Annotated in this window: 13 protein-coding genes and 1 tRNA gene; 13 read left to right on the top strand and 1 reads right to left on the bottom strand. The window is 39.9% G+C overall.

All coding sequences use genetic code 11. From position 1 onward, the window contains the following. Positions 1–12: 12 nt before the first annotated feature. The 10 genes from rnpA (at position 13) to gap (ending at position 10,489) form a co-directional block, all read left to right on the top strand. Positions 13–384, top strand: coding sequence for a ribonuclease P protein component (rnpA, locus tag ACESOD_RS08790; RefSeq protein ID WP_000745628.1), 372 nt, complete (start codon positions 13–15; stop codon positions 382–384). Then, positions 359–1,186, top strand: coding sequence for a YidC/Oxa1 family membrane protein insertase (locus tag ACESOD_RS08785; RefSeq protein ID WP_373095135.1), 828 nt, complete (start codon positions 359–361; stop codon positions 1,184–1,186). Before rnpA ends, ACESOD_RS08785 begins: the two co-directional genes overlap by 26 nt. A 14-nt stretch (positions 1,187–1,200) precedes the next feature. Beyond that, complete coding sequence (gene jag, locus ACESOD_RS08780; protein ID WP_373095132.1) at positions 1,201–2,157, top strand: RNA-binding cell elongation regulator Jag/EloR; 957 nt, start codon at positions 1,201–1,203, stop codon at positions 2,155–2,157. Between the two features lie 55 nt (positions 2,158–2,212). Further along, positions 2,213–2,836 carry an HI_0552 family protein gene (locus ACESOD_RS08775; RefSeq protein ID WP_373095129.1) on the top strand — a complete coding sequence of 208 codons (624 nt, stop codon included), beginning with the start codon at positions 2,213–2,215 and terminating at the stop codon, positions 2,834–2,836. A gap of 118 nt (positions 2,837–2,954) precedes the next feature. Next, positions 2,955–4,931, top strand: coding sequence for a transketolase (tkt, locus tag ACESOD_RS08770; RefSeq protein ID WP_373095127.1), 1,977 nt, complete (start codon positions 2,955–2,957; stop codon positions 4,929–4,931). Positions 4,932–5,047: 116 nt separating this feature from the next. Continuing rightward, positions 5,048–5,368: a preprotein translocase subunit YajC gene (gene yajC, locus ACESOD_RS08765; protein ID WP_373095124.1), complete on the top strand. Its 321-nt coding sequence runs from the start codon at positions 5,048–5,050 to the stop codon at positions 5,366–5,368. Positions 5,369–5,416: 48 nt separating this feature from the next. Continuing rightward, positions 5,417–5,872, top strand: a complete 456-nt coding sequence (locus ACESOD_RS08760) for a low molecular weight protein-tyrosine-phosphatase (protein WP_373095413.1) — start codon at positions 5,417–5,419, stop codon at positions 5,870–5,872. Further along, on the top strand, positions 5,847–6,260 hold the full coding sequence (locus tag ACESOD_RS08755) for a hypothetical protein (RefSeq protein WP_373095121.1): 414 nt from the start codon (positions 5,847–5,849) through the stop codon (positions 6,258–6,260). The genes ACESOD_RS08760 and ACESOD_RS08755 overlap by 26 nt, the downstream gene beginning before the upstream one ends. 299 nt (positions 6,261–6,559) lie before the next feature. Next, complete coding sequence (gene adhE / locus ACESOD_RS08750; RefSeq protein ID WP_373095118.1) at positions 6,560–9,211, top strand: bifunctional acetaldehyde-CoA/alcohol dehydrogenase; 2,652 nt, start codon at positions 6,560–6,562, stop codon at positions 9,209–9,211. Positions 9,212–9,478: 267 nt separating this feature from the next. Beyond that, on the top strand, positions 9,479–10,489 hold the full coding sequence (gene gap / locus ACESOD_RS08745) for a type I glyceraldehyde-3-phosphate dehydrogenase (RefSeq protein ID WP_045762475.1): 1,011 nt from the start codon (positions 9,479–9,481) through the stop codon (positions 10,487–10,489). A gap of 72 nt (positions 10,490–10,561) precedes the next feature. Here gap and ACESOD_RS08740 read toward each other — a convergent pair whose 3' ends face one another. Then, positions 10,562–11,437 (bottom strand): RluA family pseudouridine synthase, encoded by an 876-nt coding sequence (locus ACESOD_RS08740; RefSeq protein ID WP_373095115.1) that lies wholly within the window; start codon positions 11,435–11,437, stop codon positions 10,562–10,564. Positions 11,438–11,525: 88 nt separating this feature from the next. Between ACESOD_RS08740 and pbp2a the strand changes: the two genes are divergently transcribed. From pbp2a to ACESOD_RS08725, 3 genes are all read left to right on the top strand, one after another. Then, positions 11,526–13,751, top strand: coding sequence for a penicillin-binding protein PBP2A (gene pbp2a, locus ACESOD_RS08735; RefSeq protein ID WP_373095112.1), 2,226 nt, complete (start codon positions 11,526–11,528; stop codon positions 13,749–13,751). Positions 13,752–13,922: 171 nt separating this feature from the next. Continuing rightward, positions 13,923–14,387: a sigma-70 family RNA polymerase sigma factor gene (locus tag ACESOD_RS08730; protein WP_373095109.1), complete on the top strand. Its 465-nt coding sequence runs from the start codon at positions 13,923–13,925 to the stop codon at positions 14,385–14,387. Between the two features lie 72 nt (positions 14,388–14,459). Beyond that, positions 14,460–14,531, top strand: a tRNA-Glu gene (locus tag ACESOD_RS08725). Positions 14,532–14,644: the final 113 nt, after the last annotated feature.

The following is a 14,644-nucleotide window of genomic DNA, read 5'->3' as shown; positions in this document are numbered from 1 at the left end:
TGGAGTTGAATTTTGAAAAAACGCTTTCGTGTAAAAAAAGAGAAAGATTTTAGTGCAATATTTAAAAAAGGGGAGAGTTTTGCTAATCGTAAATTTGTTATTTATCGATTAGAAAATAATGAGCAGCATTTTCGAGTTGGTCTGTCTGTCAGCAAAAAATTGGGAAACGCTGTCATGAGAAATCAGATCAAAAGAAGAATTCGACATATTCTGATTGAACATAAAAATCAGCTGGTTGAAAACGTAGATTTTGTTGTGATTGCTCGAAAAGGTGTTGAAATCTTGGACTACGCGGAAATGGAAAAAAATCTACTTCACGTATTAAAGTTATCAAAGATTTACCAGGAAGGAAATGGGAGTGAAAAAGAAATTACAGTTGACTAGCTTAATGGTGTTTGCTTTATTTGTGATGAGCGCCTGCACGGCTAGTGGTACGGCGAGTGAGATTACAGCTGAATCAACAGGTTTTTGGAGTAAATTTGTTTATTTTTTTGCTGAAACTATTCGCTTTTTATCATTTGATACAAGTATTGGTCTGGGGATTATTTTATTTACCCTTTTAATCAGAACCATTCTTTTACCAGTCTTTCAGATACAAATGGTGGCATCTAGAAAGATGCAAGAAGTACAACCACTGGTTAAGGAGTTGCGAGAACGTTATCCGGGACGGGATATGGAGAGCCGTACCAAGTTGGACCAAGAAATGCGTCAGTTGTTCAAGCAACATGGTGTCAAACAGTCAGCTTCTCTTTGGCCAATCTTAATCCAAATGCCAGTCTTGTTGGCCTTGTTCCAAGCTTTGAGTAGGGTAGAATTTCTAAAAACGGGTCATTTCTTATGGATTAACCTTGGTGGTGTTGATACGACTTTTGTTTTGCCTATTCTGGCAGCTATCTTTACTTTCCTTAGCACCTGGTTATCGAATAAGGCTATGGTTGAGAAAAATGGCGCCATGACAGGAATGATGTATGCAATGCCAGTCATGATTTTCTTCTTTGCCATGTATTCACCAAGTGGGGTTGCCTTATACTGGGCGGTATCCAATGCTTATCAGGTGCTCCAAACCTATCTGCTCAACAATCCATTCAAGATTATTGCAGAGCGTGAGGCGGGAGTACAGGCTAAGAAGGATTTAGAAATCAAGAAGAGAAAAGCTCTCAAGAAAGCACAGAAAAAGAAAAAGTAAGGAGGAATCTTGTAATGGTATTATTTACAGGTTCAACTGTTGAGGAAGCAATCCAAACGGGATTGAAGGAATTGGGGATTCCTAGAATGAAGGCGCATATCAAGGTTGTCTCAAGGGAGAAAAAAGGTTTCTTTGGTCTTTTTGGGAAGAAACCAGCGCAAGTTGATATCGAAGCAATTAGTGAGACAACTGTTGTGAAGGCAAATCAGCAAGCAGTCAAAGGAGTTCCGAAGGAAGTTAATGCTAAGAATGAACCCGTTAAGACTGTTAGTGAGGCAACAGTAGACTTAGGTCATGTTGTTGAAGCAATCAAGAAAATCGAGGAAGAAGGACAAGAGGTCTCTGAAGAGGTTAAGGCCGAAATTCTAAAAAATGAGAAAGAGGCTAGTACAATTTTAGAGGAGACTGGTCATATTGCCATTCTAAAAGATTTACTGCCAGAAGAATCTAAAGAGCAGGAAGAAGTCGAGCAGAATGATGATTTAGAAAATCTAGGTTTGAAGATTGAACCGACCTATGATATTGACCAGGTGGTCGAAGAAGTGACCAACTATGTTCAAGGTATTATTGATGATATGGATGTTGAGGGAGCAATTTCAAGTACCTCAAATCGCCGTTCTATCAATATGCAAATTGATACCAATGAACCGGGCCGTATTATCGGTTACCATGGTAAGGTTTTGAAATCTCTTCAGCTTTTAGCACAAAATTATCTTTATAACCGCTATTCAAGAACCTTCTATATTACCATCAATGTTAATGATTATGTAGAGCACCGTGCAGAAGTCTTGCAGAGCTATGCACAGAAGTTAGCTACACGTGTCCTAGAAGAGGGGCGTAGTCAGGTGACTGATCCAATGTCTAGTAGCGAACGTAAAATCATCCATCGTATTATTTCACGTATGGAGGGTGTCACTAGTTATTCAGAAGGTGATGAACCAAATCGTTACGTTGTGGTTGATACAGAATAATCAAAGCAAAATCAGGGGCATCCTGATTTTTTGCTAGCTAAGGGAGGTTGATCTTATGTTGAATACAATGAGAGAATATCTAGCTTTCTCTGGTTTACAGTATCAAAAACCCGAGAGGGCGGGTCAAGAAGCTGAAAAAATGCTTTATTTGAGGAGCAAGGGGCAGGAGGCTAGAAAGGTCTTTACACACTTAGCCAAGGCTTTTCAAGAAAGACATCCAGAATGGGATCTCCAAGGGACGAGTCAGTGGATGAATCAAGCCCAACGTTTGCGACCGCATTTCTGGGCCTATCTACAGCGTGAGGGAGAAGTGACAGAGCCTATGTTGGCTCTTCGTTTATATGGAAGTCCTTCTGATTTTGGAGTTTCACTAGAAGTGAGTTTTATAGAACGTAAGAAGGATGATAAAACTTTAGACAAACAAGCCAAGGTCTTAGAAGTTCCAGTGGCAGAAGGGATTTACTATCTAGTTTACTCAAATGGAGAAAGTCACAAGATGGAGGCTACTGAGGAAAATCGTCAAATTTTAAGAGAAAAATTATCCCATCAGGAAGTCCGCAAAGTTTTAGTTAAATCGGATGTTCCAGTGACAGACGGACAAATTCTAGACAAGTTTTTAGATGAATTAGATAAAGCTTTTGAAAAATTATTACCTTACTATCAAGCAACTAGAAATTAGTATAATCGATTGATTCATTTTATAGTAAATTGTTTTATTGCTATTCTAGATATTTTTTCATATAATAGTAAAATAAGATGCGTGATAGCCCTATCACCTCAAAGAGAAAGGAAATTCTATGTCAAATCTATCTGTTAATGCGATTCGTTTTCTAGGTATTGACGCTATCAATAAAGCGAACTCAGGTCACCCAGGGGTGGTTATGGGAGCTGCACCGATGGCATACAGCCTATTCACTAAAGAACTTCGTATCAATCCAGCTCAACCAAACTGGATTAACCGCGACCGTTTTATTCTTTCAGCTGGTCATGGTTCAATGCTTCTTTATGCACTTCTCCACCTTTCTGGTTTTGAAGATGTGAGTATGGATGAAGTGAAGAACTTCCGTCAATGGGGCTCTAAAACTCCAGGTCACCCAGAATTTGGTCATACAGCAGGGGTTGATGCAACAACAGGTCCTCTAGGACAAGGGATTGCGACTGCGACAGGTTTTGCACAAGCAGAACGTTTCCTTGCAGCTAAGTATAACCGTGAAGGTTATAACATCTTTGACCACTATACTTACGTTATCTGTGGTGATGGTGACTTGATGGAAGGTGTTTCAAGCGAAGCCGCTTCTTATGCAGGCTTGCAAAAGCTTGACAAGTTGGTTGTTCTTTATGATTCAAATGATATCAACTTGGATGGTGAGACAAAAGATTCATTCACAGAAAGTGTTCGCGATCGTTACAATGCCTACGGTTGGCATACAGCCTTGGTAGAAGATGGAACAGACTTAGAAGCTATTCATGCTGCTATTGAAGAAGCTAAGGCTTCAGGCAAACCATCTTTGATCGAAGTGAAAACTGTTATTGGTTATGGTTCTCCAAACAAACAAGGGACTAACGCTGTACACGGTGCTCCTCTTGGTGCAGACGAAACTGCTGCAACTCGCCAAGCACTGGGTTGGGACTACGAACCGTTTGAAATTCCAGCAGAAGTTTATGCTGATTTCAAAGAAAATGTTGCAGACCGTGGTGCATCAGCATACGAAGCATGGACAAAACTTGTTGCAGATTATAAAGAAGCTCATCCAGAACTTGCTGCAGAAGTGGAAGCAATCATCGAAGGTCGTGATCCAGTTGAATTGACTCCAGAAGACTTCCCAGCTTTAGAAAATGGCTTCTCTCAAGCAACTCGTAACTCAAGCCAGGATGCTTTGAATGTTGTAGCTGCTAAATTGCCAACCTTCCTCGGTGGATCAGCTGACCTTGCTCATTCAAATATGACTTACATCAAAACTGATGGACTTCAAGACGATGCAAATCGCTTAAATCGTAACATCCAATTTGGTGTTCGTGAATTTGCAATGGGTACTGTCTTGAACGGAATGGCTCTTCACGGTGGACTTCGAGTTTATGGTGGAACTTTCTTCGTATTCTCAGACTATCTTAAGGCAGCAGTTCGATTGTCAGCTCTACAAGGTCTTCCTGTAACTTATGTCTTCACCCACGATTCAATCGCAGTTGGAGAAGATGGTCCAACTCATGAACCAATTGAGCACTTGGCGGGTCTTCGTGCGATTCCAAACCTCAATGTTTTCCGTCCAGCAGATGCGCGTGAAACTCAAGCAGCTTGGTACCTTGCAGTGAAGAGCGAGAAAACACCAACTGTTCTTGTCTTGACTCGTCAAAACTTGACTGTTGAAGAAGGAACAGACTTTGACAAGGTTGCGAAAGGTGCTTATGTTGTCTATGAAAATGCAACTGACTTTGACACTATTTTGATTGCGACTGGTTCAGAGGTTAATCTTGCTGTTGCAGCTGCTAAAGAATTGGCAAGTCAAGGTGGCAAAGTTCGCGTAGTCAGCATGCCATCTACAGATGTATTTGATGCACAAGATGCAGCCTACAAAGAAGAGATTCTACCAAATGCAGTTCGTCGCCGTGTAGCAGTTGAAATGGGAGCAACTCAAAACTGGTATAAATACGTTGGTCTTGATGGAGCAGTTCTTGGTATTGATACCTTTGGAGCATCTGCCCCAGCACCAAAAGTTTTAGCAGAATATGGATTTACAGTTGAAAACTTAGTAGAACTTGTAAACAACTTGAAATAAGAAAAATCAGGGCATTTGCTCTGGTTTTTTATTGACCTAAAATCAAGGTGCAATCTTGTAAAAACAAGTGAAATTTGATATAGTAGTTTTATCTGAATTACAAAGGAGAAAAAATAATGGGTGGGAATTTAACATTCTTGATTATGCTTGTTTTGATGTTCGGCTTGATGTTCTTCATGCAACGTTCTCAAAAAAAACAAGCTGAAAAACGTATGGAGAGCCTCAACAAACTTCAAAAAGGCTACGAAGTAATCACTATCGGTGGTCTCTACGGTACAGTCGACGAAGTTGATACTGAAAACAAAACGATTGTACTTGATGTAGACGGAGTATACTTGACTTTCGAATTAGGTGCAATTCGAACTGTTTTGCCAGTCAAAGAAGCTGTGACACCTGAAGGAGCTGTTATTGAAGATAACAGTGCTATTGAAGAATAAAACGGGGTGGATCTCATTCCCGTTTTTCTATAAATGAGAGGAACAATGATGAAAAAAGTTGTCTTTGTCTGTCTTGGCAATATTTGTCGTAGTCCTATGGTGGAATTTGTAATGAAATCTCTGACCGATAAATATGAGATTCAAAGTCGTGCGACTTCTTCCTGGGAACACGGTAATCCAATCCACAAAGGAACGCAAGGAATCTTTCGAAGTCATGGCGTTCCTTATGATACTTCAAAAACTTCCCAACAAATTTCTAAAAAAGATTTTGAGTATTTTGACTATATCATTGGGATGGATGAGTCTAATCTCGCTGATTTGCGTGAGATGTGTCCACAGGATCAACAATACAAGATACAGCCTTTTGCATCTGAAAGCGTTCCAGATCCCTGGTATACAGGTGATTTTGAAGAAACTTATGACCGAGTTTTAGTTGGTTGCCAGGCTTGGTTAAGTCGCTTAGAAAATGAGAGTGAACATGGAAAATTTAAAAAAACTCTATGAAAAATATAGTGTCTATTTAACACGTCCCCGTTTAGAAATTGCGGTAGTGATCGTCATTGTTGTCTGTGCAGGTCTCGTATTTCTGACCAATCTTCCAAAACAGGGCGTTCTTAAGCTGGATAACGATGCTATTATTTATGACGGGAGCCTAGTTCGTGGTAAGATGAATGGTCAGGGCACTGTTACCTTCTCAAACGGTGATACCTATACTGGAGAATTTAGCAATGGTGCCTTCAATGGTAAAGGTACCTACCAAGCTAAAGCAGGTTGGGTATATGAGGGAGACTTTGTAAATGGCCAAGCTGAAGGAAAAGGAAAACTGACTACCGAACAAGAAGTAGTCTATGAAGGGGACTTCAAACAAGGTTTATTTCAACAAGCACAATAACCTCCTCCTAGAAGGAGGTATTCTTCCGGAATAACAGAAAGCGCTTACATGGAAATAAAAACTGCTTACAAGACTGTTTTACAACTAAGTTTGTGAAAAATAAAACTTTTATGGAATAATTCACAAACTTTAAGTAAAAAGTGCATGTGTGGGTATATTTGGAATTGTTTTCACAAACAAATAAAAAAAGTTTGTGAAATGTCTATGAAACTGTTTACAAACGTTTAAAAAAGAGTTATAATAAACTTGTGAAAAAATTAACAAAGGACTTACAATCCTTGAAAGCTATGGAGGAAAATATGGCTGATAAAAAAACTGTAACACCAGAAGAAAAGAAACTCGCTGCTGAAAAGCATGTCGATGGTTTGGTGCAAAAAGCTTTAGTTGCCCTTGAAGAAATGCGTAAACTTGACCAAGATCAAGTCGATTATATCGTAGCAAAAGCTTCAGTTGCAGCACTTGATGCTCACGGAGAATTGGCTTTACATGCCTTTGAAGAAACAGGACGTGGAGTATTTGAAGATAAAGCAACTAAAAACCTATTTGCTTGTGAGCACGTAGTAAATAACATGCGCCACACTAAAACAGTTGGTGTTATCGAAGAAGATGATGTAACAGGATTGACTCTTATCGCTGAACCAGTTGGTGTTGTTTGTGGTATCACTCCAACAACTAACCCAACTTCAACAGCAATCTTTAAAGCGTTGATTTCATTGAAGACTCGTAATCCTATTGTCTTTGCATTCCACCCATCAGCTCAAGAATCATCAGCTCACGCAGCTCAAATCGTTCGTGATGCAGCGATTAAAGCAGGTGCACCTGAAAACTGTGTACAGTGGATTACTGAACCATCTATGGAGGCAACTAGCGCATTGATGAACCACGAAGGTGTTGCTACAATCCTTGCAACAGGTGGTAATGCCATGGTTAAAGCTGCATATTCATGTGGTAAACCAGCTCTTGGGGTAGGTGCCGGAAACGTTCCAGCTTATGTTGAAAAATCAGCTAACATCCGCCAAGCTGCTCACGATATCGTAATGTCTAAATCATTTGACAATGGTATGGTCTGTGCATCTGAGCAAGCGGTTATCATTGATAAAGAAATTTACGATGAATTTGTAGCAGAGTTCAAATCTTACCACACTTACTTTGTAAACAAAAAAGAAAAAGCTCTTCTTGAAGAGTTCTGCTTCGGCGTGAAAGCTAACAGCAAAAACTGTGCTGGTGCAAAATTGAACGCTGACATCGTTGGTAAACCAGCAACTTGGATTGCAGAGCAAGCAGGATTTACTGTTCCAGAAGGAACAAACATTCTTGCTGCAGAATGTAAAGAAGTTGGTGAAAACGAGCCATTGACTCGTGAAAAATTGTCACCAGTTATCGCAGTTTTGAAATCTGAAAGCCGTGAAGATGGTATTGCTAAAGCTCGTCAAATGGTTGAATTTAACGGTCTTGGACACTCAGCTGCTATCCATACTGCTGATGAAGAATTGACTAAAGAATTTGGTAAAGCTGTTAAAGCTATTCGTGTTATCTGTAACTCACCTTCTACTTTCGGTGGTATCGGGGACGTTTACAATGCCTTCTTGCCATCATTGACACTCGGATGTGGTTCTTACGGACGTAACTCAGTTGGGGATAACGTTAGCGCCATTAACCTCTTGAACATCAAAAAAGTCGGAAGACGGAGAAATAACATGCAATGGATGAAACTTCCTTCAAAAACATACTTTGAACGTGATTCAATTCAATACCTTCAAAAATGTCGTGACGTTGAGCGTGTCATGATCGTTACTGACCACGCTATGGTAGAGCTTGGCTTCCTTGATCGTATCATCGAACAACTTGACCTTCGTCGCAATAAGGTTGTTTACCAAATCTTTGCAGATGTAGAACCAGATCCAGATATCACTACAGTTGAACGTGGTACTGAGATTATGCGTGCCTTCAAACCAGATACAATCATCGCTCTTGGTGGTGGATCACCAATGGATGCTGCTAAAGTAATGTGGCTCTTCTACGAACAACCAGAAGTGGACTTCCGTGACCTTGTACAAAAATTCATGGATATCCGTAAACGTGCCTTCAAATTCCCATTGCTTGGTAAGAAAACTAAATTCATCGCTATCCCAACTACATCTGGTACAGGATCTGAAGTAACTCCATTTGCCGTTATCTCTGATAAAGCAAACAACCGTAAATACCCAATCGCTGACTACTCATTGACACCAACTGTGGCAATCGTAGACCCTGCTTTGGTATTGACAGTTCCTGGATTTGTAGCCGCTGATACTGGTATGGACGTATTGACTCACGCAACTGAAGCTTACGTATCACAAATGGCTAGCGACTATACTGATGGACTTGCTCTTCAAGCAATCAAACTTGTATTCGAAAACCTTGAAAGCTCAGTTAAGAATGCAGACTTCCACTCACGTGAGAAAATGCATAACGCTTCAACAATCGCTGGTATGGCCTTTGCGAATGCCTTCCTAGGTATTTCTCACTCAATGGCTCACAAGATTGGTGCGCAATTCCACACAGTTCACGGACGTACAAATGCAATCTTGCTTCCATACGTTATCCGTTACAACGGTACTCGCCCAGCTAAGACAGCTACATGGCCTAAGTACAACTACTACCGTGCAGACGAGAAATATCAAGATATCGCTCGTATGCTTGGACTTCCAGCTTCTACACCAGAAGAAGGGGTGGAATCTTACGCAAAAGCTGTTTATGAACTTGGTGAGCGCGTAGGTATCCAAATGAACTTCAAAGCACAAGGTATTGACGAAAAAGAATGGAAAGAACATTCACGTGAATTGGCCTTCCTTGCTTATGAAGACCAATGTTCACCTGCTAACCCACGTCTTCCAATGGTTGACCATATGCAAGAAATCATCGAAGATGCTTACTATGGTTACAAAGAAAGACCAGGACGTCGTAAATAATTGATTATCAGCCAAAACCGAGGGTAAACCTCGGTTTTTTATGCTTAGAGAATATATTTTTATTAAGAAATGCATAGAATTGGAGCAGGCTGCAAGGCTAAGTAAAGAAATGAAAATATTACCAAAGCTTATCAGAAAAACAAGGCCAGCGCTTGCAATTAAACTAAAATAGTTATATAATAGGTATGTTGAAAGGTGATTTGTAGTGATTCAAGTTACTCTTTTCACAATAAAATTTTCATGATTTTCATAAGGAGGAAATCACTAATGGTAGTTAAAGTTGGTATTAACGGTTTCGGACGTATCGGTCGTCTTGCTTTCCGCCGTATCCAAAACGTAGAAGGTGTTGAAGTTACTCGCATCAACGACCTTACAGATCCAGTTATGCTTGCACACTTGTTGAAATATGACACAACTCAAGGTCGTTTCGACGGAACTGTGGAAGTTAAAGAAGGTGGATTTGAAGTTAACGGTAAATTCGTTAAAGTTTCTGCTGAACGTGATCCAGAACAAATTGACTGGGCTAACGACGGTGTAGAAATCGTTCTTGAAGCAACTGGTTTCTTTGCTACTAAAGCAGCTGCTGAAAAACACTTGCACCCAGGTGGAGCTAAAAAAGTTGTTATCACTGCTCCTGGTGGATCAGATGTTAAAACAGTTGTATTTAACACTAACCACGACGTTCTTGACGGTACTGAAACAGTTATCTCAGGTGCTTCATGTACTACAAACTGCTTGGCTCCAATGGCTAAAGCTCTTCAAGATAACTTCGGTGTTGTTGAAGGATTGATGACTACTATCCACGCTTACACTGGTGACCAAATGATTCTTGACGGACCACACCGTAAAGGTGACCTCCGTCGTGCTCGCGCTGGTGCTGCTAACATCGTACCTAACTCAACTGGTGCTGCTAAAGCTATCGGTCTTGTAATCCCAGAATTGAACGGTAAACTTGACGGAGCTGCACAACGCGTTCCTACACCAACTGGTTCAGTAACTGAATTGGTAGTTGTTCTTGAAAAGAACGTTACTGTTGATGAAGTGAATGCAGCTATGAAAGCAGTAGCTAATGAATCATACGGTTACACAGAAGATCCAATCGTATCTTCAGATGTTGTAGGTATGTCTTACGGATCATTGTTTGACGCAACTCAAACTAAAGTTCTTGACGTTGACGGTAAACAATTGGTTAAAGTTGTTTCATGGTACGACAACGAAATGTCATACACTGCACAACTTGTACGTACTCTTGAATACTTCGCTAAAATCGCTAAATAATTCTTGAGTTGATAAAAGCAAGGCCAACTGGTCTTGCTTTTTTGTATCTATAAGAAAAAATGGATGAAAGTGTCATCCATTTTGGTTTAATTCTCTTTCAAATGTGTCTGATAGCGCAGTAAAGCTTAATTTGTTTAAGGTCAGAGGGTGGACAAAGGATAGTTTAAATGCGTGTAACATTAGTCTACTAGCTTTGGAATGTGGATTGTAGAGAGGATCTCCAAGGATTGGATGTCCGCAGTGAGATAGATGAACTCGAATCTGATGAGTACGTCCTGTTTTTAATCGACAACGAAGAAGACTGGTCTTGTTTTGAAATTGTTTCAATCGAGTTACATGAGTTTCAGCATATTGACCATTTTTGAAATCAACCACCCGTTTTCTACGATCGTGACGATCGCGACCGATTTTGTCTTGAAAAACAAGCTCTTTAGTTCCTATTTTTCCCTCAACCAGAGCCCAGTATTCGCGGGAGATTTCTTTTTTCTCCAATAATCGATTGAGGATGGGCAATATAAATGGATTTTTAGCAAATAGTACGAGTCCACTTGTTTCTTTGTCTAGTCTATGAACGACATAGCAAGTCTGGCCTACATAGGCGGTGACATGGTTGAGAAGAGCAATCTCATCTGGTTGATTCCCGTGAGTTTTCATACCTTCAGGTTTGTTAACGATAATCAAATGTTGGTCTTGGTAGACTTCTTGGATAAGATTAGAATTCCCCCAAACAATTTCTTTTGTAGGATAATCCTCCTCGTCGAAGATCAGTTGACATTCATCTCCGGCTTTGACAGTTTGGTGCCAATGGACTTCTTCTTGATTGATGAGAATGTGCTTTTTAATTCTCAAGAAATGCCGTATTTTTCTCGGAATGAGTAGTTGTTCTTCCAAGAAGACTTTGACAGTCATTTCAGGAAGAGAGTCAGGAATAACAAAGGTAAATTTCATACAGATATTGTAACAAAAAATGGATTATTTGGATAGAGAAACTAGCTAAATTCTTGTCTTCCTATGGGGAAGATGATAAAATAAACGCATGAAATTAGATACATTATTTGAAAAGTTTCTTTCTTTATTTAAAAAAGAAGAAGCTGAAATGGAAGAAATAGAAATCGACGAAGCTAATAATGAAGAAAATACCTCGACTAATTTAAGACGGTCAAGAGGTGGGCGAAAGAAAGTTGGCCAAGTCGGACCTATTCGAAAATTTTGGCGTCGCTATCATCTGACCAAAATCTTTCTAATTCTTGGACTAAGTGCAAGCTTGTTTGTTGGGGTTTATCTATTTGCCTTGGCTAAATCGACAAATGTTACAGACTTGCAGAATGCTTTGAAAACAAGAACGGTGATTTTTGATAGAGAAGAGAATGAGGCTGGTGCCTTGTCAGGTCAAAAAGGGACCTATGTTGAACTTTCGGAAATTAGTGAAGATTTGCAGAATGCTGTTATTGCGACAGAAGATAGAAGCTTCTATAAAAATAGTGGAATTAACTATAGTCGCTTTTTCCTAGCTATCCTAACAGCTGGTCGCTCGGGTGGTGGTTCTACAATTACCCAACAGTTAGCGAAAAATGCTTATCTTTCACAAGACCAAACTGTTCAGAGAAAGGCTAAAGAATTCTTTCTTGCTTTAGAATTAACCAAAAAATACAGTAAAAAAGAAATTCTAACCATGTATTTGAACAATGCCTACTTCGGTAATGGAGTTTGGGGTGTTGAGGATGCTAGTAAAAAGTACTTTGGAGTTTCGGCATCGGAATTAACTCTTGATGAAGCTGCCACTTTAGCAGGCATGCTTAAAGGCCCAGAATTGTACAATCCTCTGAATTCCATTGAGCATTCAACTAATCGAAGAGATACTGTCTTACAAAATATGGTGGCTGCCGGCTACCTTGATAAAAATAAGGAAGCAGAAGCAGCAAGTGTTGATATGGCTTCTCAATTGAAAGATAGTTATGAAGGGAAAATTTCAGACTACCGTTATCCTTCTTATTTTGATGCAGTTGTTAATGAAGCTATTGAAAAGTATAATCTAACAGAGGAAGAAATCGTTAATAACGGTTATCGAATTTATACGGAGCTAGATCAAAATTACCAAGCAAATATGCAGGTTATCTATCAAAATACTTCGCTCTTTCCGACAGCTGAAGATGGGACACATGCAGAGTCTGGTAGTGTCGCTTTGGAGCCAAAAACGGGTGGAGTTCGAGGAGTTGTTGGTCGAGTGGCAGGGGATGATAAGACAGGTTTCAGGAATTTTAACTATGCAACCCAATCAAAAAGAAGCCCAGGGTCGACTATTAAACCCTTGATAGTGTACACACCAGCGGTTGAAGCGGGTTGGTCTCTTAATAAGGAGTTGGATAATCATACCATGCAATATGGTGATTATAAAGTAGACAACTACGCAGGAATCAAGACATCACGAGAAGTGCCCATGTATCAAGCTTTGGCTAAATCTCTAAATTTACCTGCAGTAGCTACTGTTAAAGAACTTGGAATTGATAAAGCCTTTGAAGCGGGTGAAAAATTTGGTCTCAACATGAGCGATGTAGATCGTGTGCTTGGAGTAGCTTTAGGTGGCGGCGTAGAGACTAACCCTCTTCAGATGGCCCAAGCCTACGCAGTGTTTGCAAATGAAGGACTCATGCCGGATGCTCACTTTATCACCCGTATTGAAAATGCTAGTGGTCAAGTGATTGCTACTCATAAAAATACTCAAAAACGAGTGGTTGACAAATTGGTAGCTGATAAAATGACCAGTATGATGTTAGGTACTTTTACAAATGGTACAGGGGTCAGTTCGTCTCCAGATGATTATGTCATGGCTGGAAAAACAGGAACAACAGAGGCGGCCTTTAACCCAGAATATACCAGTGATCAATGGGTGATTGGATATACCCCTGATTTAGTGATTAGCCATTGGCTTGGTTTCCCTACTACCGATGAAAATCATTATCTAGCAGGTTCGACTTCGAATGGTGCTGCTCACATTTTTAGAAGTATGGCGGAAACAATCCTACCATATACGCCAGGTAGCACCTTTACAGTTGAAAATGCTTATAAAATGAATGGTATTGCACCAGAAAATACACCTAAACAAACTACAAGTGATACTAGTACGCAGTCGGATGATATATTAGCAGATATTCGTGGACGAGCACAAAATCTGGTCGATGAAGCAGGAAAAGCTATTTCAGATGCTAAAATTAAAGAAAAGGCTCAGACTGTATGGGATACCATTGTAGATCTCTTTCGCTAATACGTTTATAAGCTAAAAGACAAGGATTCAAATCTTTGTCTTTTTTTACCCTCACTTGTCAATATCCATACTTCTTGATACACATTGGACTTGAAAAAACACAAGATAGGAACGATGGCCCTCTTTCCCCTTTTCTCTGCTATACTACAAGCAGAGAAAGGGGGAAAGCAAATGCTTGAAAAGTATTATGAGAAGGTAAAAGGAATTGTTCATAAATGTAGAAAAGATTACTACCTTCACCTGTGGGAGAAAGAGGATTGGGACCAAGAAGGAATGATCTGTCTCCATGAACTTCTAGAAAAGCATCCAGAACTAGTGGAAGAAGAAAAGAAACTCTACGTCTACTTCAAAACAAAATTTCGCAATCGAATCCTTGATAGCGTCAGAAAACAAGAGAGTCAAAAGCGTCGCCTAGACCGGATGGCCTATGAAGAAGTAGGGGAGATTAGCCATCGATTACCAGAAGGAGGATTGTGGTTGGATGATTACTACGCCCTTCATGAATTGTTGAATACTTATAGAAGAAAATTACCAGAAGATAAACAAGAAGCCTATGAACGCCTCTGGGCAGACGAACGATTTAAAGGTCGCAAAGCCCTTCTCAGAGAGCTGAAGGCAACATTACAAGACTTCTAAAAAAAATTAAAAAAAGGTGTTGACAAAGCAAAAAAAGTCGGTATAATAGTAAGAGTTGAAAATAACAACTCCGGTCCGTTGGTCAAGGGGTTAAGACACCGCCTTTTCACGGCGGTAACACGGGTTCGAATCCCGTACGGACTATGGTATGTTACAGATGAAACACTGGATGAAAAAAATTAAAAAAAGTTTCAAAAAAGTGTTGACAAGCGAAAGCTGCTGTGATATACTAATATAGTTGTCACTTGAGAGAAGAG

Origin of the sequence: Streptococcus oralis, assembly GCF_964238205.1 — a bacterium.
GTDB classification, from domain to species: Bacteria; Bacillota; Bacilli; order Lactobacillales; family Streptococcaceae; genus Streptococcus; species Streptococcus oralis_CZ.
This window is presented reverse-complemented; position numbering and strand designations above follow the sequence as displayed.

What these genes read in the sequence shown, in the direction of transcription:
- jag (WP_373095132.1), top strand. Translation starts at nt 1,201, where the DNA reads ATGGTATTATTTACAGGTTCAACTGTTGAGGAAGCAATCCAAACGGGA.
- ACESOD_RS08775 (WP_373095129.1), top strand. Translation starts at nt 2,213, where the DNA reads ATGTTGAATACAATGAGAGAATATCTAGCTTTCTCTGGTTTACAGTAT.
- tkt (WP_373095127.1), top strand. Translation starts at nt 2,955, where the DNA reads ATGTCAAATCTATCTGTTAATGCGATTCGTTTTCTAGGTATTGACGCT.
- yajC (WP_373095124.1), top strand. Translation starts at nt 5,048, where the DNA reads ATGGGTGGGAATTTAACATTCTTGATTATGCTTGTTTTGATGTTCGGC.
- ACESOD_RS08760 (WP_373095413.1), top strand. Translation starts at nt 5,417, where the DNA reads ATGAAAAAAGTTGTCTTTGTCTGTCTTGGCAATATTTGTCGTAGTCCT.
- ACESOD_RS08755 (WP_373095121.1), top strand. Translation starts at nt 5,847, where the DNA reads ATGGAAAATTTAAAAAAACTCTATGAAAAATATAGTGTCTATTTAACA.
- adhE (WP_373095118.1), top strand. Translation starts at nt 6,560, where the DNA reads ATGGCTGATAAAAAAACTGTAACACCAGAAGAAAAGAAACTCGCTGCT.
- gap (WP_045762475.1), top strand. Translation starts at nt 9,479, where the DNA reads ATGGTAGTTAAAGTTGGTATTAACGGTTTCGGACGTATCGGTCGTCTT.
- ACESOD_RS08740 (WP_373095115.1), bottom strand. Translation starts at nt 11,437, where the DNA reads ATGAAATTTACCTTTGTTATTCCTGACTCTCTTCCTGAAATGACTGTC.
- pbp2a (WP_373095112.1), top strand. Translation starts at nt 11,526, where the DNA reads ATGAAATTAGATACATTATTTGAAAAGTTTCTTTCTTTATTTAAAAAA.
- ACESOD_RS08730 (WP_373095109.1), top strand. Translation starts at nt 13,923, where the DNA reads ATGCTTGAAAAGTATTATGAGAAGGTAAAAGGAATTGTTCATAAATGT.